The sequence below is a fragment of the Acaryochloris sp. 'Moss Beach' genome (assembly GCF_021497025.1).
In the GTDB taxonomy this organism is placed as follows: domain Bacteria; phylum Cyanobacteriota; class Cyanobacteriia; order Thermosynechococcales; family Thermosynechococcaceae; genus Acaryochloris; species Acaryochloris marina_A.
Genome location: NZ_CP071717.1, coordinates 465416 through 489077 on the forward strand (window position 1 = coordinate 465416; position 23662 = coordinate 489077).

General features: G+C 47.7%; 14 protein-coding genes and 3 pseudogenes. 8 read left to right on the forward strand and 9 right to left on the reverse strand.

Going from position 1 to position 23662, the window contains the following annotated elements; all coding sequences use genetic code 11:
• Positions 1-33 precede the first annotated feature (33 nt).
• Positions 34-762, forward strand: a complete 729-nt coding sequence (locus HRE53_RS02195) for a CorA family divalent cation transporter (RefSeq protein ID WP_235108904.1) — start codon at positions 34-36, stop codon at positions 760-762.
• 153 nt (positions 763-915) lie between these two features.
• On the forward strand, positions 916-1647 hold the full coding sequence (locus HRE53_RS02200) for a hypothetical protein (protein ID WP_235108905.1): 732 nt from the start codon (positions 916-918) through the stop codon (positions 1645-1647).
• On the opposite strand, the gene HRE53_RS02205 is transcribed toward HRE53_RS02200, so the two are convergent.
• Positions 1622-3895: a cation-translocating P-type ATPase gene (locus tag HRE53_RS02205; protein WP_235108906.1), complete on the reverse strand. Its 2274-nt coding sequence runs from the start codon at positions 3893-3895 to the stop codon at positions 1622-1624. The two genes, HRE53_RS02200 and HRE53_RS02205, sit on opposite strands and share 26 nt — an antisense overlap.
• Positions 3896-4569: 674 nt before the next feature.
• Here HRE53_RS02205 and HRE53_RS02210 point away from each other — a divergent pair.
• Positions 4570-4869, forward strand: coding sequence for a hypothetical protein (locus tag HRE53_RS02210; RefSeq protein ID WP_235108907.1), 300 nt, complete (start codon positions 4570-4572; stop codon positions 4867-4869).
• 616 nt (positions 4870-5485) lie between these two features.
• Here HRE53_RS02210 and HRE53_RS02215 read toward each other — a convergent pair.
• Positions 5486-6073: pseudogene (locus tag HRE53_RS02215) on the reverse strand (Uma2 family endonuclease).
• 74 nt (positions 6074-6147) lie between these two features.
• Positions 6148-9336, reverse strand: a complete 3189-nt coding sequence (locus tag HRE53_RS02220) for a cyclic nucleotide-binding domain-containing protein (protein ID WP_235108908.1) — start codon at positions 9334-9336, stop codon at positions 6148-6150.
• A gap of 875 nt (positions 9337-10211) precedes the next feature.
• Between HRE53_RS02220 and HRE53_RS02225 the strand changes: the two genes are divergently transcribed.
• The 3 genes from HRE53_RS02225 to HRE53_RS02235 all read left to right on the forward strand — a co-directional run bounded on the left by HRE53_RS02225 (position 10212) and on the right by HRE53_RS02235 (position 13889).
• Positions 10212-10643 (forward strand): hypothetical protein, encoded by a 432-nt coding sequence (locus tag HRE53_RS02225; RefSeq protein ID WP_235108909.1) that lies wholly within the window; start codon positions 10212-10214, stop codon positions 10641-10643.
• Between the two features lie 49 nt (positions 10644-10692).
• Positions 10693-10959 (forward strand): hypothetical protein, encoded by a 267-nt coding sequence (locus HRE53_RS02230; protein WP_235108910.1) that lies wholly within the window; start codon positions 10693-10695, stop codon positions 10957-10959.
• A gap of 188 nt (positions 10960-11147) precedes the next feature.
• A complete protein-coding gene (locus HRE53_RS02235) occupies positions 11148-13889 on the forward strand; it encodes a cation-translocating P-type ATPase (protein WP_235108911.1) in 2742 nt (913 codons plus the stop codon).
• Here HRE53_RS02235 and pyk read toward each other — a convergent pair whose 3' ends face one another.
• Complete coding sequence (gene pyk, locus HRE53_RS02240; protein WP_315874886.1) at positions 13890-15311, reverse strand: pyruvate kinase; 1422 nt, start codon at positions 15309-15311, stop codon at positions 13890-13892.
• Positions 15312-15745: 434 nt separating this feature from the next.
• On the opposite strand from pyk, the gene gap reads away from it, so the two are divergent.
• On the forward strand, positions 15746-16786 hold the full coding sequence (gap, locus tag HRE53_RS02245; protein WP_212662032.1) for a type I glyceraldehyde-3-phosphate dehydrogenase: 1041 nt from the start codon (positions 15746-15748) through the stop codon (positions 16784-16786).
• Positions 16787-16812: 26 nt separating this feature from the next.
• On the opposite strand, the gene HRE53_RS02250 is transcribed toward gap, so the two are convergent.
• The 5 genes and pseudogenes from HRE53_RS02250 to HRE53_RS02280 form a co-directional block, all read right to left on the reverse strand.
• Complete coding sequence (locus tag HRE53_RS02250) at positions 16813-17514, reverse strand: glutathione S-transferase family protein (RefSeq protein WP_235108912.1); 702 nt, start codon at positions 17512-17514, stop codon at positions 16813-16815.
• A gap of 194 nt (positions 17515-17708) precedes the next feature.
• Positions 17709-18284 carry a hypothetical protein gene (locus HRE53_RS02255; RefSeq protein ID WP_212662034.1) on the reverse strand — a complete coding sequence of 192 codons (576 nt, stop codon included), beginning with the start codon at positions 18282-18284 and terminating at the stop codon, positions 17709-17711.
• Positions 18285-18357: 73 nt separating this feature from the next.
• Positions 18358-20975: pseudogene (locus HRE53_RS34850) on the reverse strand (chloride channel protein).
• A complete protein-coding gene (locus HRE53_RS02275; protein WP_235108916.1) occupies positions 20972-21118 on the reverse strand; it encodes a hypothetical protein in 147 nt (48 codons plus the stop codon). The pseudogene HRE53_RS34850 and the gene HRE53_RS02275 overlap by 4 nt, the downstream one beginning before the upstream one ends.
• Positions 21119-21241: 123 nt before the next feature.
• Positions 21242-22148 (reverse strand): annotated as a pseudogene (locus tag HRE53_RS02280) (ABC transporter permease).
• A gap of 183 nt (positions 22149-22331) precedes the next feature.
• Here HRE53_RS02280 and murA point away from each other — a divergent pair.
• Positions 22332-23627: a UDP-N-acetylglucosamine 1-carboxyvinyltransferase gene (gene murA / locus HRE53_RS02285; RefSeq protein WP_212662037.1), complete on the forward strand. Its 1296-nt coding sequence runs from the start codon at positions 22332-22334 to the stop codon at positions 23625-23627.
• Positions 23628-23662 lie beyond the last annotated feature (35 nt).

The following is a 23662-nucleotide window of genomic DNA, read 5'->3' on the forward strand; positions in this document are numbered from 1 at the left end:
TGGGAGTAAAAGACACCGCAAGGAAAAATGACGATGCAACTGCCTGCCAATTGGCAACTCCCCGATGAGATTAAGCGCCGTTTTGGCCAGAAAGGGGCTGGTAAACAGCGTGCGATGCTAGCCAATGGCCATCTGTTGCTGGTTCTCCATAAACTCCCCCAACCAGGCAGTCGACAGCGACAAGGGATCTTTTTTTGGCGCCATCCCCAAGGAACCTGGAAATGCAGCGAAGGGGGAGAAGGCTTACCCCGGCTCAGAAAACATCTCAAAGGCTATAGCAAAGCAGAACAGCAATTGAGTCAAGAATATAGCCAAGCTGCCTTGGCTGAAGACTATTTCCAAATCCTAGAAAACTTGGCTCCTATCTGTCGTGCTGCCAAAAATATGATGGATACGCTGCAGGCTGCTCGGGAGGGTGTACCCGAGGATAGAGACATTATTGATCTACGGGATTGGGCTAGTGATTTAGATCGGACCTTGGATTTGCTCTATACCGATGTTAAAAATGCTTTGGAGTTTGATTTAGCAAAACGAGCGGAGGAACAAAGTCGTCTTAGTTTGGAGTCGGTCCGTACGGCTCAGCGCCTGAATCTGTTAGCTGCCATATTTTTACCCCTCACAGCACTGTGTAGTTTGTTTGGGATGAACTTGCTCAATGGCTTAGAGCATTCGCCTGTAGCCTTTTGGATGATTTTAGGCTTAGGTATTATCTTGGGGATATTGACCCAACGATGGATTCTGAAGCCCTCTGCTAAAGCTTAGCCCCTTCCATTTTTGCGATCTGGGATTATTGCTTGAGGACGAGAGCCTCATTCTTTTCTTAGGAAAAGTCCATGTCGATTTAAGATAAGCGTCCAATTCAGAGTGGTAGAGTTGGTGCGAAAGAAGGAAGCTTGACTCTGAGAGCAATGTGAAATGGTTAATCCTGGGATATTTCTAGCCATCGGCTTAGCAGTTGTTCATGCCTTTTTCTCCAAACTCACAATTCCCGCTTTTATTCCTCACCATAAGTGGCTCTCATTTGCAGGTGGGGTGTCTATTGGGTTTGTTTTTTTAGAAATTTTCCCTGAGTTGAGCCATGCTCAAGAAGAGATAGAACATGCACAGTTGCCATTATTGATCTACTTGGAGAATCATGTTTATCTTTTAGCTCTACTGGGACTAGTCGTTTTTTATGGATTAGACAGCTTAGTCTTACAATCTCGGAAAGCCAATCAGGATCAGAAAAATACTGATAATGCTAGCACTATCATTTTTTGGATTCACATTAGTGCGTTTGCTCTCCTTAATGTGATTTTGGGATATTTACTGCAAGATCTAGGTGCTCATAGTCTTTATACTTGCATCCTCTTTTTTGCCGCGCTGGCCTTGCACTTTTTCATCATTGATCATCATTTATATGAGCATCACAAAACGCCCTATAACCAACGGGGCCGGTGGTTATTGGTAGCCGCGATTATTCTAGGTATGGTCCTAGGGCAATCCGCGATGCTGGATAAGGCAGGAGTTTTGGTGATTTGGTCTTTTTTGGCGGGCAGCATTATTCTCAATGTGCTTAAACGCGAACTCCCGGATGAGCAGGAGAGCTGTTTTATGTCTTTCATTGTCGGGGCTGCTCTGTTTACCGGACTACTGCTGGCAAAATAGGTCCCGGCTGAAATTTCCGTAGACGAAGGGCATTGGTAACGACGGAGACGGAACTACAGGCCATTGCTGCCCCTGCAATCATGGGATTGAGGAGCAACCCCCAAAAGGGATAGAGAATTCCGGCAGCGACTGGAATACCAATAATGTTGTAAATAAAGGCAAAAAAGAGATTCTGGCGAATGTTCCTCATGGTGGCGCGGCTGAGTTTAATGGCCGTGACGATGCTCTGTAGATCACCTGAAATCAAAGTGATGTCACTGGCGGCAATGGCAACGTCAGTTCCTGTGCCAATAGCTATACCTACATCAGCTTGAGCTAAGGCGGGGGCATCGTTAATGCCATCTCCCACCATGGCGACGATGTGCCCACCCGTTTGGAGTTGCTGGATGGTTGCAGCTTTTTGGTCAGGACGGACTTCTGCCTGGACCTGTTCGATGTGGGCTTGAGCTGCGATCGCATTCGCAGTACGCCAATTATCCCCCGTCAGCATCATCACCTCTAAGCCCATCTGCTTAAGGGTTTTAACTACTTCAACTGACGTGGGCTTCAAGGCATCGGTAATCCCCATCACGGCTTCAAGCTGGTGATCAATCGCTAGCCAAATTACAGTTTTGCTCTGCGATTCCCACTGGTGAGCATAGGTTTGCAGCGCGGCAGTTTCGATTCCCAGTGTTTTTAACCAGCGCTGGGTGCCGATATAAACCCAGTGGTCCTTGACTTGGGCTTGGACGCCTTGACCTGGGATCGCAGCAAAGTTTTGCGTATCACTTAGCAATACGTCCACATCCTGGGATTGGGCGTATCGCACTACGGCTTCAGCGAGAGGATGCTCGGAGTGGCTTTCGACGATGCCTGCTAGCTGCAACAGCTGTAGTTCATTGCCGCTATCCGTTCCCTTGGTAGTGACAAAGTCCGTTACCGTTGGTTTCCCTTCCGTCAGGGTGCCCGTTTTATCGAGGACGATAGTTTGGATCTTATGGGCTAGCTCCAGGCTGTCGGCCCCTTTAATTAAAATGCCATGTTCTGCCCCTTTGCCCGTGCCGACCATGACGGAAGTGGGAGTAGCTAATCCTAGGGCACAGGGACACGAAATAATGAGAACGCCTACGGCTGTGATTAAGGCCAAGGAGAGGGTTTGGGTGGTGAGTAGCCAGACGATAAAGGTAATTCCGGCAATGGTGATCACTGCAGGGACAAACCAGCTTGTGATCTGATCGGCCAAGCGTTGAATCGGCGCTTTAGAGCCTTGGGCTTCCTGCACTAGTTTGACGATTTGAGCCAAGACGGTGTCTCTGCCCACATGGGTAGCTCGAAATTGGAAACTGCCCGTTTTATTGAGTGTCGCGCCAATTACTAAATCGCTGGGTTGCTTGTGAACGGGCTGACTTTCTCCTGTCACCATCGCTTCATCCACGGTGGATTTCCCCTCAATCACTTGACCATCAACGGGGATTTTTTCTCCAGGACGAACTAGGACGGTATCGCCGGGTTGCACAGTTGCGATCGCAATCTCCACAACCTGCCCATCCCGAATCACGCGAGCCGTTTTAGCCTGCAAACCCATTAACTGACGAATCGCTGTGGAGGTTTGACCCTTGGCCCGTTCTTCAAACCATCGTCCCAACAGAATAAGGGTAATCACCACAGCAGAGGTTTCATAGTAAACCCCAAAGCCCTGGTCGGAGACCGCTGGGATAAAAGTCACTGCCAGAGAATAGAAAAAAGCGGCACTGGTGCCCAAGGCAATCAGGGTATCCATCGTGGCAGTTCGCTGCTTCAGGGCTTTGAGGGCTCCGCCATAGAAGGAATAGCCACACCAAAACTGAACTGGCAATGTCAGAACTAGCTGAAGAATTGGATGGTGTGCCCAGGCTGGAATCCATGGCATGGATATGCCTGTCATCATGGGCAGTACCCCTACCATCAATAGAACACTAATCACGCCGCCGATCCATACCTTGAGCCGAAGTTGCTGGGACGTTGTGGGGGAGGGACTCTGAGCCAGATCGTCTGACAGCTTATACCATTCCTGATCATCCAGAATCTCGGCTCCAAATCCAGCTGCATCGATGGATGCAACCACAGTTTTGGGTTGAATTTGATCGGGGTTGTAGTGGACTGTCGCTTGCTCAGCCCCAAAGTTGACATTACAGGCTTCAACACCCGCTAAATTCTTCAGGACTCTCTCAACACTGCTGGCACAGGCCGCACAGCTCATACCGTCCAGCTTTAGTGTCACAGTTGGCATCGAATCACCTTCTTTCCCAAACTAGATTCAGTGAAAGCTATTCCCAAACTGATTAGAACTAGTGCATCGTCAAGACCTAATTTTAGGGAACTTATACTCTAACGCAACCTTCCACTAAAGCTATTTCTAACAAAGCTGATCGACCGCTTTTTAGTCTGCTAGATAAATTTCCGATCTAAGGAAACCTTGGAGCGACAGTAACTCTATTGAAGGGCTTGATCGGCAATTAATTAAAAATCTTGATATTTATTAAGAGTTTCAAATATTTCCCGCTGTGATTTTTAAACTGAGATACATATAGAAAAAATGTTCAAAATTACATTTATTCAATGTCATCATACTCCTATTATTGGCTGAAGAAAAAATGTACATAACTTATATAAATATAGGTTGTTGGCCTAGGGAAGTATTTTATGAGAAATGATATTTGAAAATAACTTTAGACACTAGAAAACATTAAGAAATGTAAGATTTATTTTGATTTCACGTAATTTAGTGATGAATCAGCTGATAAGAATAATAATGCATATTTTTTTAACCAGAAATAAACTTTGGTTTCGTTGAAATCTTTAAATGAATTTTATTTAAAGAATAGTTCCTGATGTTGGAGAAGTATGATGACGAGTCAGTTAGTATATTCAACTTGTATAGAAATTTCTAGGGCATCAAACAATTTGGATGATTCATTAAAGCAATTAATCGAATGGCATATGAAAATCATTTGTGCCATGGATTATGAGATAGGAATCATTCCAGATCTAATCACGCGTGCTATTGATTATATCAATATCCAAGCCAATATGAAGGATCGGAGAAGGTTAACTATAGGGCTAAATAATTTTATACATAGTTTATACTTTGTCGCAAAAGCTAAATATTTAACTGTTTTAAAGCAAAGTAGGCATTCTATTGAAAAATTACTTGAAAACAGCTTATTTTTTACTAATAAGGAACCTGGAGGATCTAATATCTAGTGCTGTTCTTGGCATAAAACCTTTACTAGATAAGCTTCGTGGGATATTTACTCAAGATAGACAATGGATAAAAAAATTTAATTAACTTCTTTATACAGAGTGCTAGAAAAAAAACAAGCTGAAGAAGAATTTATAGATTTTGCTGACAAAATCCTTCAAAGGGCATTAACACAACCTTTACTAAAAAGAAGGAACTACTATCTACAAAGATCTTGTTTTTTGATAACTATAATTTATTAATCCTAAGGAAAGAGAGCTTACTGAAGGTAAGGTATCCTGAACGAAGAAGTCGCATTTTTTTTCTCACAGATGCAGATACTATTCTGTGTATTTTTTAGTGCTTCTCGGCTTGTTTATGGGGTCATCTGGCTACCTTTTTCTTTATTTTGCGGTATTTTGGTTCTTTTACCAATTATATCGTTACGTAACTTTCACCTTCGATGCTAATAAATGCGAACGTTTAAAGAGAGTAAAACTTGAAGAGTACAGAGAAATGTTGGAAATGGTCAGGGCAACTTAAGGCTTGCTCAATCTTTTTTCTCAAGATTATGCAAGATGGTTCCTACAGTATTAGTGGTGCTTGGGAGTCTTTTAAATAATTAGCTTTAGCCTATCCTTACGCCATCAAGATTTGCCCCAAGGTTAATTGCAATTCTAGGAAAGTCAGAGATTGAATGAGATCGTTTTCTTGAAATCGCTGGTGTTGATAGTGGCCTTGAGCATCCAACTGGTAAACGAATACAGCAGGTTGCTTAGGAAAGCCCAGATAGGAACGGCTTCCCAAAGCAAGATAGTCCACAATCCAATATTCTGGGATTTCTAATCTTTGATATTCGTCCAGTTTGTCTTCATAGTCGTCTTCCCATTTGGTTGAAACCACTTCAACCGCAACCTGAATAGGTTCGCGAAGAGCTGTATAGCCGGTCCGATTGGACCGCCGGTTTGGTCAATCAGGGTGACGCCCTTGTTCTTGGCCAGTCTGGGTTTGGGTAGCCAAAACAATGCGATCCGATACTTTATAGTTCATCTGGCATCGGCTCACTTCTGCCTTGAAGACATCCGCAATAAAATCAGCAATATCTTCATGTTGCCGAGTGGCCAATATACGCACAATTTCTCCGTTAACTAGCTCATAAAATCCATCTTCTGGATATTGGTCCAAAAATTCAGTAAATGAAAGATTCCGTTGACTAGCAAGAGTCATTGTGCCGTCCTATCTCGTCGTCTATGGCATCATGCTGCAATGGCTGCTGATTCTATTTCTAGTGTAAAACCTGCTTAGGATTGGACTTCCGAAAGTTGTGAGGACTCTAGAGTTCCTAAAGATCTAAAATTGTCTGTTTCTCGAAGTCTTTGACTGAGAAAACGGCAAATTTCTAGAATAATATGGGGGCGCTGGGTCATCAGGCTGATAAACCGATTTTTCTCTAGCTTTAGCAACGTGCAGTTTTCTAGGGCAATGGCTCCATCCCAATGGGGCGCATCATCAAATAGGGCCACTTCCCCAAAATATTCACCCACAGACAGCTGCTTTAAATCCCTGGACTGGTCATCAATGTCTTTAATAATTTGGACCTTGCCTTCCGCAATGATGTAGAAATATGTGCACCAACTGCCTTCTGAGAAGATGGTTTCTCCAGCCAGTTTTTGCTCTTGTTCAAGGGTTTGGTCAATCAGCAACAGCTCATCCAGAGATAAATTCTTGAAGAGGGCAACTTCCTTGAGCAACAGCAGGCGTTTCATAAATTGATTCGTAGGTAAGGGGTCTGGATCAACCGACAGAAAAATCTGTTCTGCCACGGTTTTAACGAGGGGGTCTGGATCGTTGACTAAAGCAGAGGGGACACCCGCTAGGGCGATTAAAGCTCCGATCCGAATCCATCGATCCTGGGTTTCTAAGGCTTCTAACAGTAATTTATACCCTTTATCTCGCATCCATTGCGGTTCAACGCAACTTCGTCCGCTGACAGGCTCTTTTTTAACCACCTGCTCTAGCACCGGAAGCAGAGGCAACACAAAGCGACGATTTTTCAGAGAAGCTAAGGCTTCGACTGCGCTAGCTAAATCCTTTTGTTCATTGGTACTGAGGATACGATTGATGGCATTGACCGTTCGATCATGGCCCAGGCAGGCCAGAATATAGAGCACTTTTTGCAACAGTCGATTGTGAAAATCTTCAATCGCCAAGGCTAGGGGTTGCCAATTGGGGTCTGTACTGGGGATTTGCTGCTGCCATTTACGGGTATGGACGAGTTGCTGGAACTCAGGGGCTAGATGCTCATACAAGATCTTACCGGCCTGACGATTTCGCACCTGTCCTATGGCTGCGATCGCAGTATTCACTACGTCCGTATCATTCGCAGATAAACTCTCTTGGGCCATCAGCAATCCCGGCTTGCCATAGGCGGGCAAAATCTTAGCTGCCTGCTGTCGGACTCGAGAATCAGGATCTTCAAATCCCAGGGCAATGTGGGTGGCATAGTCCGGGACATGGACTACTCCCAATAACTTAAAGGCAGCAGCTCGAACCAACGGCGCAGGATGATCGAGGGCTGTAATAGCGATATCCGCTAGATCTCGATCCCCAGCTTGGCCTAGGGTAGCAAGGATGGCCAAGCTCTCTTGCTGAATACCCGGATCGCCCTGGATCAGCAATTTTGTTAGCAATGGCATTAAGCTTCGATCTTGGCTGCAGGCGATCACCCGCACCACGGCTTGACCCGCTGATTCAGAAAGGTCTGAATACCAGATTTGATCACAGGTGGCTTGCAGGGTCTCATCCATTTGGCCCACTTGATCTACAGCGACTGCTGCTAAGGGCCGTATGGTTGGATCCGCCTCCGTTAAGAGGGGTTGAAGTTGTTCCGCCGTAAAGGGGTAACGATTGGCAATCAGAATTTCTAAGGCGGTGGAACGGAGCGGCCCAGAGGCAGTCTGCAGGCAATCTTCGAAAATTGCGACGGTTTCTGGATCTGGATTAGTGCTGAATAGGCGAACAATGGCCGTTTGCAGATCTGGATCGTCCTGCCCTAGCAATGGCTGTACATCTAAATAAAACTGGCTGGGTTGCCCGAGCTGGGTTGCAAACTCCAGACCCTTGATTTGGGTGTAGCGATCGCTATCTTTGAGCAAGTCGCGAATCACTGCATTGGACTCTGCTGGGAACTGGGCCTGGACATTGCCCAGCTCATCCAAATTAATGGTGTCCGAGCGGATCATTTCTTCTAGCCCCTGGGCATAGTACTTGCCCATCGGTAAACGCAGACCAAATAAAACGCAAGTCAAGCCGATGGCAATCCAGGAAATTTGAGCCAAGCTCAGGGTGTGATGGCAGATCCAGAGGAGGCAGCCTGCTGTGGTTAAGCCCACCGCATAAAAGAAGCCATCGCTCAGGGTGCGAATGCGACCTAAAAATTCTCGAGGGACCGCATTGTAGTTGAGCTGATGGACGGGGATATTAATGCTTTTGTAGAGGCCATCTCCATTGATATGGAGAGCGATGGCAGCCGGTAGGCTAGTTTGCAGGACAATGCCAAACAGACCAAACAGGGTAGTTAAGGGATAGACCACATTCATGCGGGCGACCCCGACCCAATGGAGGAGAGGGCGAGTAAAGCAATAGAGCACCAGCACCTGAATCACGCTAACGCTCACCCGCATCAAGCCTAAGAAGCCCGTGAGGGCATCTTCCGTAAAGTTATCAGCATAGATGCTGAACCATAAAAATTCCGCGGACAGGTAGATAATCACCAACAAGAAGCTGCTGGCGGCCAAAAACAGCATCAGCGGGTAACGCTTCACCAAGTCGGGAAAGGTTTTTAGGGCTTCAATCATGCCCACATTGTCTGTTTTGCCGACGGTTTCAATTTGGCGTTGGGTGTTTTCCAGGAAAAACAGCTGTGCGATCGCAATCCCAAATACAACGGGTAACCCCAGCAATAGCTCTCGGGTAGAAAAGAAGTGGGACAACAACGCCGTCAATCCGCCCCCAATTAGGGTGCCAGCAGCCTGGGCCATGCCAATAAACGGGGCATACCGCTTATAGTCCAGAGCCGAAAAATAATCCGTTAGTAAACTGGCATAGAGAATATTGTTATGAAAGTCCCACTGAAAAAAGACCAAAATCAGGACGATATAGTAGGTAACGAGTCCCGTTTCTGCCAGCAGGAACCACATACCGACAGCCATAACCGCAGCCAACATCAGCATGTATCGAAATAGCTGGGGGCGGCTGTATTGATCTACTACTTGCGAGAACAACGCATAGGCAGGGATTGAAAACAGGCCGATCAAGATAAAGGCTAAGGGCAATCCATCGGCACCCACATGGGTGAGAAAGAGTGAATTAGCCACCGCCATCTCAATGACGCTATAGGTGAGTACCACCATGGCCAAAAGCAATAGCTGGGCCAGACGTCCCAATTTCCATGGGGACGAACCAGACGGAAGCTCAGCTAAATTGACCATAAATACACTCTGCTCATTAACCTATTGTGACTCAATTCCCTCCGCAATGAAATTGTCGATCCCGAGTAACCAAAATCGAGGAATTGATGCCAATGTAATATGCTGAGTGCTGCTATTCAGCCATACCCATAGAGTCGTTAATGGATTGTCACAACTGTTACCCCGACCAAGTCTTTTTACTATAGACTCAGTCCATCTTATTTGATTGGCAGGAAAATCATCAAACTGGCAATGAACAAACAGGATTTTCTATAAAAGTCTTGGCTCCTTGCCCACTGGCTTCCAGCTCACGAATTGGGGATCAGCGATGGGGACAAGGCAACTATCTAAATCTAGATTAAGAATATTCAGGCAGGGTCAGCAAGATCACCACATTCAATCTTAAGTATGGCAGGCTATTTTGCTGAAACTTCTAAAGCATTATGGCTATTGGTCTCAATTCCCAAGAAGGAAGAGGATAACAATCTCCATTGGGTGGATCTGAGGGAAGTCTGCTAGTGAAGTGGTTGAGGCTTACTCTTGGCCTCAGTTGCTGCCAGCGGTAACCATTGAGATACCTACAGATGCTCTAGCCTTTGGAGCCAATCAAAAGCCAGGCAAAGAAGCTCACGTATTCGACAAAATCTTCCAAGGCATAAAACACAAGTGAATACCATACAAAAACACCAAAACATTTAGGGCATATTTTTTATTTACTGTCCGTATAAAATAACCAGATCTTTTGATTATCATGGGTCTTTAGAATTTTATTTGATGCCTGAATTAATTTTTGTCTAAATTGACTTAGATTATCTTTCTTTTTTTCTTGGCTTATTGGTAATAAAAAACAGAGAGTGAATTTAGCTAAATAGAACTTAAAAAGGGTAAAACGAGTTATGCAAAATAAATTTAAGGTTTTTAGTCTACTAATGGCTATTGGCATGGGAGCAAACTTAACAGCCTGTAGCGGATCGCCCTCATCTAGACAAGACACCGCCAACCCTAATGTCCAAAGTGCCCCTTTAACAAAGTCTGAGCAGACAAATGGACAAGCTGCCGACAACAACCAGGGCAAAATAGCTAATGCTGAATTTAAAGACAAGCTCAGGGGTGAAGAACTCTTAAGTGCTCTACAAAAGGGCGGGCATATTATCTATTTTCGCCATACCCAGACCAATCAAGGTGAAAAAGATCAGGCTGGCTCTAAGTCGGACCTCGCCAACTGTGAACTCCAGCGGCAATTGAGTCAAGAAGGCACCCAACAGGCTCAAGACATAGGAGCAGCATTCACCGCCAAAAAATATTCCTGTAGGGGAAGTAATCACTAGTGAGTATTGCCGAACTTGGAAAACGGCAGATTCAGCATTTGGTCAGCATGTGAAGAATCCTCGACTCAACTATTTACCGACTAAAACCCCTTCGCCACAACAAAGAGACGAAGCGGAGAAAAACGTAAAACCATTACTAACTGCACTTCCCAAGGCAGAGAAAAATACTGTTATTGTTGGGCATTCCGATATCTTTGAAGTCACTACTGGCATTCTGCCGGAACCAGAAGGGGTGGCCTATGTAATGACTCCCAACGGCAAGGGAGACTTTGTGCTAGAAGCCAATGTATTACCTGAGGAATGGTCAAAACTATAGGTGGCCTCTCTATTACAAGTACTGGACAAGAAGCCAGACAATCACGACTTGCAATAAGTTATCTCTCTATTGAGATAGGTCCCAGTCATATCCTGTTTTCAGGTCACTACAATTGGAGTAAAGCATGTGATCCCTACCTATCAATACTGGGCGGGGGAAAAGAACCGTGCCGTTAGAGGGAAGCCAGTATGGAGTGGTATCAACTGCATCCAGAGGAAGTGCTGCATCATTTGGACGCCTCTCTTGATCAGGGGCTTTCCCACGCTGAGGTAACCCTTCGACAACAGACCTATGGTCTAAATGAACTGATCGAACAAGACCGCGAAAGCCCTTGGCATATGCTATGGAAACAGCTAACAGCCACCATGGTCTTGATTCTGATTGTGGCTTCAGTTCTATCCGGTTTGCTAGGGGATCTTAAAGATGCCCTAGCTATTCTAGCTATTGTTATTTTCAATGCTGGCCTCGGCTTCTTTCAAGATTATCAAGCGGAACAAGCCATTTCTGCTCTCAAGAAACTGGCTGTCCCCAGGGTTAGGGTCCGACGCCAAGAGTCCTGGCAAGCGGTCGGGGCGCAGTCCCTAGTCCCAGGAGATATCATCGCCCTTGAAGCAGGTAACTTGGTACCTGCAGACTGCCGAGTCATGGACAGTGCTTCTTTACGCGTGCAAGAAGCGTCTCTAACGGGAGAATCTGAACCCGTTAATAAAATCGTCGACGCCTTAGCCGATCAGCATCCCTTAGCTGAACGTTACAACATGGTCTACATGGGAACGGCTGTTACCTATGGCCGAGGTCAAGCGGTGGTCACTCACACGGGGATGAAAACGGAGCTTGGCCAGATTGCAGCGGCGATTCAAACGGCTAAGCCTAGTCCAACGCTGCTCCAGCAGCGCTTGGATCGGTTTGGGCAACAACTTGCGATCTCAATCACAATCCTCATCCTAATCATCTTTCTCCTGGGGCTATGGCAGGGCGAAAATTTGCGATTTATGTTCCTAACTGCCGTGAGCTTAGGGGTTGCAGCCGTTCCCGAGGGTTTACCTGCCATCGTCACGATTGCACTGGCCTTAGGGGCTCAGCGCATGTTGAAGCATCAAGCCCTTATTCGGAAGCTGCCCGCGGTGGAGACCCTTGGTTCCGTGACGGTTATTTGTTCAGACAAAACCGGAACCTTGACTGAGAACCGCATGGCCGTCACTGATTTGGTCTTTGCTGGCACAGAGATGTCTATCCCTGCCACTCCCAACATGCCATTGACGCCCACGTTACCGCCCAACCCTTGTTTGCAGAGCCTGCAGTCTAACCAGCAATCTGTACTCGATGTGATGCTGACGGGGCTAGCCCTTTGCAATGATGCCTGTTTAGAATCCGATCCCGATCAACTCAATCACTATCGTCTTCTGGGAGATCCGACAGAAACGGCATTGCTAGCCGCTGCGGCCCAGTTAGGCTCCTGGCCCCCTCAATTCCGCCAACATCTCCCTCGTCATCAAGAACTTCCCTTTGATGCCAACCGCAAGTTAATGAGTACGGTGCATCGATTTCAAACGATGCCCGGTCTGGAGGCACTTGCCCAATCTGCTCCGGCTCCCCTCAGCTCCTTAAATCTCATGTTTACCAAAGGGGCTCTGGATCGTCTATTGGATCAATCCAGTCATATTTGGGGTGCAGATCTGATCGAGCCCCTCTCAGCAGCCAAACGGCAAGAAATTTCTCAAATTCACGATCGCCTGGCTGCTGACGGGAAACGCATTTTGGGACTGGCTCTGCGATGGCTTCTCCAAAGTCCGAACGGTTTATCTCCACAGAATCTTGAGCAGGACTTAGTGCTGGTGGGGTTAGTGGCCATGATTGATCCACCCCGTCCTGAAGCAAAAGACGCTGTGTTTTTGTGTCAGACCGCAGGGATTCGTCCAGTCATGATTACTGGGGATCACCCGATTACAGCGAAAGCCATCGCCCAGCAGCTCAACATTGCTAGCAGCCTACCTCTGACGGGCCAAGACCTAGACAAAATCAATGAGGCTGAACTCTTAGAAGCGGTTCAGCATGTTTCGATTTATGCTCGGGTCTCCCCCCAACATAAGCTGGCAATTGTGCGCACGTTGCAGCACCAGGGGCAGATTGTGGCTATGACCGGAGATGGAATTAATGATGCCCCCGCCTTAAAGCAGGCCAATATTGGTGTAGCGATGGGCATCACCGGCACGGATGTCGCAAAACAAGCAGCGGATATGATTCTGCTGAATGATGACTTTTCCACCATTGTGGAAGCAGTGCGGGAAGGGCGAGTCATTTATGACAATATTCGCAAATTTATCAAGTACACCTTGAGCGGCAATTGTGGTGAGCTGTGGGTGATCTTGATGGCTCCCTTAGTGAATATGCCGATTCCGCTGCTACCGCTGCAAATTTTATGGATCAATTTACTGGCTGATGGTCTACTGGCCATCGGGTTGAGTGTGGAACCCGCAGAGCGCAACATCATGCGCCGATCTCCCTACTCTCCTACCGAGAACCTATTTAGCCGTGGGGTGGGTCGGGATATTGCTTGGATTGGATTATTGTTAGGCTGCCTGTTCTTCGGAGTAGGGTACTGGGGTTGGCAGACTGGGCTGGCCCATTGGCAAACCCTGATTTTTTCCACCCTGGCATTTTCGCGAATTTTTCTCGTCCAAGCCATTCGCGGTGAGCAAGAGTCCTTGTTCAAAATGGGCGTAACAAGCAATAGACCTTTACTAGGAACGGTATTGCTGACCACAGGCCTGCAGCTATTGGTCCTCTACCATCCGATGTTTCAAAAAATCTTTGAAACCCAGCCTCTTTCTATGGTGGAGCTGCTGCTTTGCCTTGGAGTTGCCAGTCTAGGTTTCTGGGCCGTTGAACTGCAAAAATGGCGAATGCGGCGGACTTCTCGCCTGGGCTAATTACTCAATCTGATGAATCTTGATAAAGTTGGTGCCCCGCGGTTGTTGTGTGGGAATCCCGCCGATAATCAAAATTTTGTCACCCGATTTCACCAAGTTTTTCTCTAATAAACAGGTCTGAGCTTGGGACACCAAATGCTCGAAGGATTCAACTTGATGATCAATCAAAATAGGCTTAACACCCCAAACTAGGTTGAGACGATGGTAGACCTTCTCAAAGGGGGTTATGGCAATCACCGGCGTACGGGGTCGCTCTCCAGCCGCCATCAGGGCGGTGTAGCCCGTGGAGGTAAAGGCAGCAATGCACTTCAAGGAGAGCACTTCTTGAATCGCACTGAGGGCCTCACTGAGAGCATGGGTCTCATCAAAACAGGCCGGTGGATTATTCACAAAGTTCAGATCGGGTTCCACGTCCGTGGCAATTCGGGCCAGCATCTCCACCGCTTTGACGGGATATTGGCCCACAGCGGATTCCCCCGATAACATCACCGCATCGGTTCCGTCAATGATGGCATTAGCAACATCACTGGCTTCAGCTCGGGTGGGTCGGGGGTTGCGAATCATGCTGTCCAGCATTTGGGTCGCCGTTACCACCGGGAGCTTGCGCTTATTGCAGGCGCGAATAATTTGCTTTTGCAGTTTGGGTACTTTTTCAGCCCGCATTTCCACCCCTAAATCGCCTCGGGCCACCATCACTGCATCACTAGCATCTAGGATGGCTTCGAGATTTGCGATCGCATGGGGTTTCTCAATCTTGGCCATGACAGGCACATCTGCCGCCCCATGAGCCGCCAACACCTCTTTTAGAAGGTGAATATCTGCTGCTCGACGGACAAAACTGAGGGAGACCCAATCCACGCCTTGGGAAAGGCCAAACTCTAAATCTTGCCGATCCTTGTCCGTTAGGGAGGGGAGCTGCAAATCTAAGCTAGGGAGATTGACACCTTTGCGACTGCCTAAAATTCCGCCTTGAATAATTTGACAGTGGATTTGATCCTCTTCAACCTGTTCCACCCGTAATTCCAGCAAACCGTCATCCATCAAAATCGGCGTTCCGGATTGGGCTTCTTTCGCTAAATAGGGATAGTCAATGGCAACGGTCCGGGGCTGGTTATGAAAATGCTCTTCTGCCACTAACGTCAACCGCTCCCCTGGGACTAACTTCATGGCCCCATCAGCAATCTGGCCCACCCGAATTTTAGGGCCTTGCAAATCTTGTAACAAGGTAACGGGCGTATCTAGCTCTGCAGAAACAGATCGCAGCAGCTTCACCATTTGAGCATGCTGCTCATAGGTCCCATGGGAAAAGTTCAAGCGAGCCACATCCATTCCGGCTCTCACCATTTGGCGAATAATATCTGGAGAACTACTGGCCGGACCAATGGTAGCGACGATTTTTGTCCGGTGCGTAAGGGATGCAATCACAGTCGGTATTCTTCGGAAGTAAAGGCAATCCTCCAACCATATCTTGAATAGATAACTGATCTAAAAAATTGCTTAGGAAAATCCTGTGATCAATAAACGTCCCTTAACGTATTAGGTGTTGAGCCGTTTTTGTCTCATCATCATAAACCGCACAACTTTGCAAAGGCTTTCTATCTCTACAGTCCCTTTAACGCCAAAAAGTCAGCATTTCTCAAATTAAATTTATCTTTGACCGCTTTATCTCTGTTTATCTATACCTAAACAGAAATTAAGTTCCGGGTAGAAGATTTGATGGTCAGATCTATAGCTCTAGCAACAGGAACACGATTTCATCCTGTGAGGGCGATAGGACTGGCTACGAGATATCTGATTTTCGCTGCATGAATAGGGCCTAAAGCAAGTGCTTGGTAATCCGTCCTACGAGGTTCTCAATGACTATAAAGATAGGCATTAATGGTTTTGGCCGTATTGGTCGACTCGTCTTCCGAGCTGGGATCAATAACCCCAATATTGAATTTGTCGGCATTAATGATTTAGTCCCTGCCGAGAACATCGCTTACCTATTGAAGTACGATTCAACTCATGGTCCCTTTCGTGGCACTGTTGCAGCGACTTCTGAGGGGATCATGGTCAACGACAAGTTTATTCCCTGTACCTCAATCCGTAATCCAGAAGAGCTGCCCTGGGGCCAGCTAGGTGCAGAGTATGTGGTGGAAGCAACAGGACTCTTCACCACCTTCGATACAGCCTCAAAACATTTAGCAGCAGGGGCCAAGCGGGTTGCCATTTCAGCCCCCACTAAGGAAAAGGATCCTGAAAAAGTCCCCACACTACTGATGGGGGTCAACCATCACCTCTATAACCCTCAGCAACATACTGTGGTTTCTAACGCCAGCTGCACCACCAATTGCCTAGCCCCTATTGCCAAAGTCATTCACGATAACTTTGGCTTTGCAGAAGGACTGATGACGACGGTTCATGCCATGACAGCTACTCAACCAACCGTGGATGGCCCCAGCAAGAAAGATATGCGGGGGGGGCGAAGTGCAGCCCAAAACATCATTCCTGCTTCTACAGGCGCAGCAAAAGCAGTCACCCTAGTTCTCCCTGAGCTTAAAGGCAAGTTGACCGGTATGGCCCTGCGCGTTCCCACCCCTGATGTCTCTGTTGTCGACCTCACCTTCCGTACAGAACGTTCTACTACCTATGCTGATATTTGTGCAGCCATGCGGACGGCTGCCTATGGAGAGCTCAAAGGCATTTTAGGATATACCGAAGATGCCGTTGTTTCTACAGACTTCACTAGCGATCCCCATTCCAGCATTTTTGATGCGGGAGCCGGTATGGAACTGAACTCCAATTTCTTTAAGGTCGTGGCTTGGTATGACAACGAGTGGGGTTACTCCAATCGCATGATTGATTTAATCCAGTCCATGGCTGCCAAGGAATCAGAAATGATGGCATTTGCCTAGTCTATTCGCCCTTTAGCTGCACTCCCTTAACCGATGGTTGGGGGAGTGTTTTGGTTGGGGACGAGTAATTCTTCAGCTCGCTGGCGTCGTCGTTTTTGCCATAATCTGGCAAGGGCTCGAATACTTCGCAAAAATCGATCTTTTTCGACGGCGGTTAATTGAGTCTGCTGCCAGGCTGGTCTAACCATTAGCGCCTTAAGCCAGTTTCGTAATCGTGGCAGCTGGTCCAAGGAAAATCCCAAGTCACACACGACGGGGACTACCGATCCCGCCACAATATCTGCCAAACTCAGGTGATCGCCACCAAAATAAGGCCCTTCGAGCAGTCCTTCAAAGATATTCAGAGCCGTCATCGCTCGATGCTTGGCATAAACTTGCTGGTCTGGCTTTTTCATCAAGCATTCCCCAATCGCCGGGATCAGTTCATTGGTAGTAATCATTTGCACCTGCCGCACCTTAGCAACTGCCTGGGCAGATTCTGGCAGCAATTTAGGTTGGGGATATTGCAGGTCTAAATAATCCAAAATGGCTTGGGACTCTGTCACCGTCAAGTCATTGTCCACCAGTACCGGAATCCGACAAAAGGGGTTGAGAGCCCTGAATTCAGGCGTGAATTGATCGCCCCCCATATTGACGACGATCGGATCAAACGCTAAGCCCTTTTCAATCAGTGTGATCCAAACCGGACGGCTGAAGAGGGAGGGTTTGGCATAATAAAATGAAATCATAGCTATATAGAACGAACGATCGTACTAAATATATGTCAATCTATACCCTGACTTCAACCCCAACACTAGAAATCTTTCACAGCTCGAATTTAGCCGTCTTGGGCTTGACTCATAAAGTCACTAAACAGCCTCATAACGAAGAAGGGCTTGCCTTGGGCAAGCCCTTCTTCGTTAAATTCAATCATGCAAATGGACTATTGCGTCCACTCAGGACTTAGCTGACGGAAGTTGAGTTGGGACACGCCAGGATGGCACCGAACACAAGTGTCAGGGGTGACTGGTTCAGCAAAATCAACGCCAGGATGCAATACCTTAAAAAATACAGAACGTCTAACTTGATAGGGAATGGGGCGAAGACCATCTTCTCTCATCGGTCGAGAGAAGAAGCTGAGATATGCCCAGGTATCAGTGAGTTCCGGATTCTTAAACGGGGGCAACACTACGCCGTAATGGTTGGTGTCCGGTAAGAGGGCCTGCCATGTTTGGCTCGGTAATACTTGCGGGGGTAAAGCGACATGGCACGTTCCACAGCGTTGTTGATAGAGCTGTTCGCCTCGCTTGAGCTGAGGAGGGACTGGATCAACGTCTCCGATAGCTTCTGTGGTCGGCAGAGATTCTGAGACTTGGGCTAATGGAGCAGTCTCAAGGGCCACAGAGGTTTGGATTTGAGATAATCCCCATCCCAGCACGCAACTCCATAGACTTAATAAAAAAATGAGGCCCCAGATTGAGCGTCGTCGTTTTCTTCTCAGTTTGATCATTTTGGACATTGCCTTTCACCACCTAATTTAGATTCAGAAGTTTGGGTCAATGTTCCATTACCTGACATTGTTCAGGGCACAGTTATACCACAACGCTGGTTCCAGAGCCTCTCACTAAAATGATGGTCGCCTCTGTCCCTTGAGCAATGGCTAGGGGAATATTTCCTTTGAGTGCTTGGTGGACTAACCCGGTTGGACTGGCGCCAATAACGATGATGTCTGTCTGTTGGAGCCTTGCCAGTTCCACAATAGCGTCTGCCACATTTTGAGCACAAATTTGTGTACTTTTGACCGTGCTATCAGGACAGGCCTGCTTGAGAAACTGTGAGTAGTGATCGAGAATGCTGGGGTCGGGTAGGTCACTACTGGGGGGGATAAACTTGAAATAATTTCAGATTGGGTGACTTGCTGATAGGAACTAGGGCTGGAAGGAGTTGAATCGCTTGTTGAACATTCGGTCCTCCGGACACCGGAATGAGCCACCGTTGATTTTTGCCCATATTGAAATGGGTGGCAGGTCTAATCACTAAGACTTGGCTTTTAGCCTGTTGAAGAATTTTTCGAACCGTAGGATTGCCAATTTGTCCACCAGAGAAAAATTGCCCTTGCCACCCCATGAGCAGGAGGTTGATATGTTCGGTCTGTTCGGCTTCTAAAATGGCTTGAGCCACGTCCTGAGCCACGATGACTTGGGTATGAACAGACACCTGATGGCGTTGGCCATACCGAACAGCCCTTTGCAGGATTCGCCGACTTTTTGTGGTTTGGACTGGGGTCTCGGCCGGTAAACGATTACGGGGTAGATGGATAATGTGCAGGCACTCTAGCTCATAGTTGAGGGATTGGGCCATGGCTACTGCAACTTTTAGGAGGGTTTCAGCTGTGTCAGGATTCGCTAGGGGTAGGAGAATTCGCCCTTCGCCGGTAGCTGGCCCTCGGGTTAGATAGACCCCATAGGATGGGGCAAAAGCCTGATTATCTTGTTGCTTCTGGCCTGAAATGTGATCAAATTCGGCGTGAATAATATCAGCACGGGTAATGATACCAATCAGTTTGCGTCCATCTAAAACAGGTAGACGACTGATATGGGAACGATTCAGAATATAAAGGACATCTGACAAGGAGGCCGTGGGACTGACGGTTAAGGGCTGGGACGTCATTACATCCCGGATTAATGTATCCCCTGGTTTCTGTTGTTGTGTGACTCGATTGAGATCGGTGCGGCTCAAAATCCCCACTAATCGTCGATCTTCGAGAATGGGAAAGCCACGATGGTGAGAGCGGGAAAAAATCTTTCGGGCTGCATCTAAGGGCAGATCGCTCGGTAACGTTTCGACTTGCCGCTGCATAATATCTTCTGCTGTCAGAGCATCTAACATGCGTTGGGCAGAGGGAGATGCATTCTGTAGTTGAATCCCCTGTTGCTTTAGCAGCAAGTCATAAATAGAACTTTGATTGACTTGCTCAGCGGTTAGATAGGCCACTACAGAGCTAATCATCAGGGGGAGAACAAGGTTAAAATCCTGGGTGATTTCAAAAATAATCACGATCCCAGTGAAAGGGACGCGGCTAACGGCCCCAAAGAACGCCCCCATGCCCACAAACGCGTAGGTGGTGGGTAAACCAGCCCCTAGTAGTTGAGCCTGCCCTAAGCCGACTAAATTACCTAAGGCTGCCCCCATGACTAGACTGGGGGCAAATAATCCCCCCTGGAGCCCCTGCCCCATAGGCAATCAGGGTTAATCCAAACTGAACCACGAAGGCCGTTAGGGCCAACTGCCAACCCAGATCTCCTAGTCCCAATAACCCCCTAAGCCCCGTATTATCCTGAAAAATGCTGGGGAGTTGGCCAATGATGCCTCCACAAATCCCCCCTGCCAAGCCAATTCGCCAGGGTAATCCGAGGAACGTGAGGCGGCGATTCAGATCAACACTAAGAAGTAGGCCTCGGTTGAACAAGGCTCCAAATCCTCCTGCCAAAATCCCCAACAGGATAAAGAAAGGAATTTCTGGAACAGAGAAGCTGGTGGCAGTTGTCACCTGCTCAAAGCTGATGGATAGGTTCTGCCCTCCCAAGACATGGGCAACAACCGCACCAATAAAGGAGGACAGAATGGCGGTCCCTAGGGTTAATCCAGATAAATCATGTAACAACTCCTCGACAATAAAGAGGACCCCAGCGATGGGAGCCGCAAACCCTGCTGCGAGTCCCGCCCCTGCACCTGCTGCAATCATCTGTTGGCGGTGGTTGGGAGCTGTTGGAAACCAGTAGCTAAGTTGAGCGGCCAGGGCAGCGCCTAATTGAACGGTGGGCCCTTGCCGACCTAAGGGCAATCCTGTGCCCAGAACTGTAATGCCACTGATCAGCTTGACCAGCGCTACTTGCCAATTGAGGGCAATGGGAAATTGTGCCAGTGCAGCCTTCACTTGCGGGATACCACTCCCCTTCGCATCCGGGGCGATAGTTTCAATCAGCAAACCTGCGATAAAACCACCGATAAAACCGATTAACGGCAACATCAAAGGGGAATGAAACTGGTTGGCAAAGTAGATGCGCAACCCACCTAACCACCCAATCCCATCCTGTAAGGCGACAGCTGCTAAACCAGAAATAAGACCAATCAGACAGGCTTCAATAATGGCAAAGCGACTGGATTGAGTGAGGTGGCGCAGGGGCTGAAATGCCGAGATTAGCTTCATAGAGAGACGCCTAGAAGCCTTTGTTTAATTAGAAGATGGTCTGGGCAGAAATACGTGCGGCGGAATCGTAGTTTGAGATTAGAAAACGCTGGGGGTGGATAGGATGCGATCGCATCTTCCGTATCATCACTACGTCTAACCAAAAACCACATCCTATAGGTGTAATAAGTTGTGATGGGCAGGGTGTTGCCGGAAGGCTAAAGAACAGTCCACATGACGCTTTGTGGAACCACTTCACAGCAACCTACCTCATCTTACCTTGGCCCCTAGCTTTGATCGGCATCCCGTCGCTGCAAAGGATTGAAGAACTCACTCAGGCCTTCACTGGCAAGGGATAATCCCACCGATAATGAGGCCATGGCCAAGCCAGGGAATAGGGTTGTCCACCAAACTTCCCCAGTGAATCCTTCCAAAGCAACTTTTAAGTCATATCCCCATTCTGGGATTTCAGCAGGCAAACCTAGCCCCAAGAAACCCAGAGCACCCAAGGTTAAAACTGAGTCCGCTGCATTTAAGGAAAACAAGACAGGCACACTCTGAATCACATTGCCGAATAGATATCGAGTAATAATTCGCCACGGAGAAGCCCCCAAAGCTCTAGCTGCCTCCATAAACAGCTCTGTCTTAATGCTGACGGTATGATTGCGAACCACGCGATAGTACTTGGGAATATAGGCCACTCCCAACGCAGCAGCAGCACTCGGAACCCCTCGTGCTGCCTCACCAATAGAAAAAGACAAAGTTACGGCGATCAGTAAACCAGGTATGGCATAAATCGAATCCATTAAGAAGAGTAAAATTCGATCCACCCAGCCCCCCAAGGTATCCACTGACTAGCCCCAAAATAACGCCAAAGACAACACTAAATAAGGTTGCTGCTACCACAACTTGCAGCGCTGCCCGAGCACCATAAACCGTCCGAGCAAATACGTCATACCCGAGTTTGTCTGTTCCAAACCAATGTTCACCTGAAGGCGCACTATGGGGAATATTGTCGAGAATGCTGGTGGGGGTTGGATCTTGAATCCAATCCCACTGCTGTAGGGATGGAGCCATTAGAGCAATTATGATGAAAAAGAGAGTAATAAGAATGCCTGTAATCATTAACCAGACTGAAAGACTGGCATGGCGTGGAAACTGCAGAAAACGGGGCCAAACTTTAGTAGGAGTCATTGGCGAAAGAGAATAGGGATAAAGAATTCACAACAATTGATGCAGAATATGAGAGGAATGTTACAAAAGTTCTGATTTTTTGGCCGGTTTTAGGGTACACTCTAGACCACATTCCCCTGCAAATTTTTGGTGTGGTGTAGGCCATTGAATACTCTTAAAACCGTTTCTTCCCCCGTTAGCATAGTGGATCAGTCTGTTTCGACCAAAGCACACTCGTCGATCCTTGAGGTATGGGGGGGGACGCCACTTCAAGGTAAAGTCAAAATTAGTGGAGCCAAAAACTCCGCCCTCGTGCTGATGGCCGGAGCACTCCTATGTTCAGAACCCTGTCGTTTACGGAATGTTCCATCCCTTGCTGACATTCAAGGAATGGCCAAAATCCTCAAAACCTTAGGCGTCAAAATTAAGCAAGACAACGATGTTTTAGATCTGGATCCGACCCATATCACTACAACGGATGCCCCCTACGAACTCGTCAGTAAGCTAAGAGCCAGCTTCTTTGCCATTGGTCCTTTACTCGCTCGTATGGGCGTTGCCAAAGTTCCCTTACCTGGCGGCTGTGCAATCGGTGCAAGACCCGTAGAAATTCACGTTCGGGGCCTGAAGCAACTCGGAGCCGAAGTTTACATTGAACATGGTGTCGTCCATGCCTATGCTTCTAAGCTCAAAGGGGCCAAGATTTACCTCGATTATCCCAGTGTAGGGGCAACCGAAACCCTGATGATGGCGGCAACTCTAGCTGAGGGTGAAACCATTTTGGACAACGCGGCCCAGGAGCCTGAAGTTGCAGACTTAGCTAATTTCTGTATCTCCATGGGAGCCAAAATTACGGGGGCGGGCACCAAAACGATTACCATTTCCGGCGTCCCTAAACTGCACAGCACCGATTACAACATTGTGCCGGATCGGATTGAAGCAGGCACATTTTTGATGGCGGGAGCCATTACCCATTCTGATATCCTCCTGGCACCCGTCGTTCCTGACCACTTGACTGCAGTCATTGCCAAGCTCAGGTCTATCGGATTTAAATTGACAGCAGATGCCCAACAAGGTTTGCGGATTCAGTCCAAAGGTGTTCATGCAGGGACCGAGATCGAAACCCTTCCTTATCCTGGTTTCCCCACCGATATGCAGTCTATTTTCATGGCACTACTGACCTTAAGTGAAGGAAACAGTGTTGTGACTGAAACAGTATTTGAGAACCGTTTGGGTCATGTCCCTGAATTGGTCAGAATGGGGGCCGATATTCGAGTTAAGGGCAACATCGCCGTTATTCATGGTGTGCCATTCTTGTCAGGAGCACCGGTAACAGGCACTGACTTGCGAGCCACAGCAGCATTAGTGGTTGCCGCCCTAGCAGCTAAAGGTAAAACCAGTATTGAAGGGCTACAGCACCTTGATCGGGGCTATTCGGACTTTGAAGAGAAGTTACGCGGCTTAGGCGCCAGAATCGAGCGAGTTCCTGCTCCCACCCCCTAGATTGTTTTCGATCTGAACCAAAGTCCCAGCCCCAA